The sequence below is a fragment of the Mesorhizobium sp. M4B.F.Ca.ET.214.01.1.1 genome, assembly GCF_004791545.1.
Lineage (GTDB): Bacteria > Pseudomonadota > Alphaproteobacteria > Rhizobiales > Rhizobiaceae > Mesorhizobium > Mesorhizobium abyssinicae.
This window is the reverse complement of sequence record NZ_SRUX01000227.1, coordinates 1-309: the sequence shown is the minus strand read 5'-3', so window position 1 is coordinate 309 and position 309 is coordinate 1. Positions and strand designations below refer to the sequence as shown.

General features: G+C 60.5%; 1 pseudogene. It reads left to right on the top strand.

Annotated elements, in window-relative coordinates:
* Nucleotides 1-141 (top strand): annotated as a pseudogene (locus EN857_RS36045) (Cu(I)-responsive transcriptional regulator); the annotation flags it as partial.
* Between the last annotated feature and the right edge of the window lie 168 nt (nt 142-309).

Genomic DNA, 309 nt, shown 5'->3' with positions numbered 1-309 from the left:
GCCGCCCATGTCAGGGCGATCGAGGAGAAGGTACGCGAGCTGCAGTCGATGCGCGCGACCTTGCAGAAGCTGATCCATGCCTGCCACGGCGACGACCGGCCGGACTGTCCGATACTGGATGATATGGCGGGCGTGGCCTGATCGCATCGCGCGGGAGCTGGACAAGCGTCCGATACCCATCTTAGCTCACGAGCCAGCAACATCCAGCGGCAGGAGTACCTCACGGTGAAGGGATACTGGCTCATCATCGGCACCGAGATTTCGGACCAGCAAGCGCAAGCTGAATATGGACGTTTGTGGAAACCCATA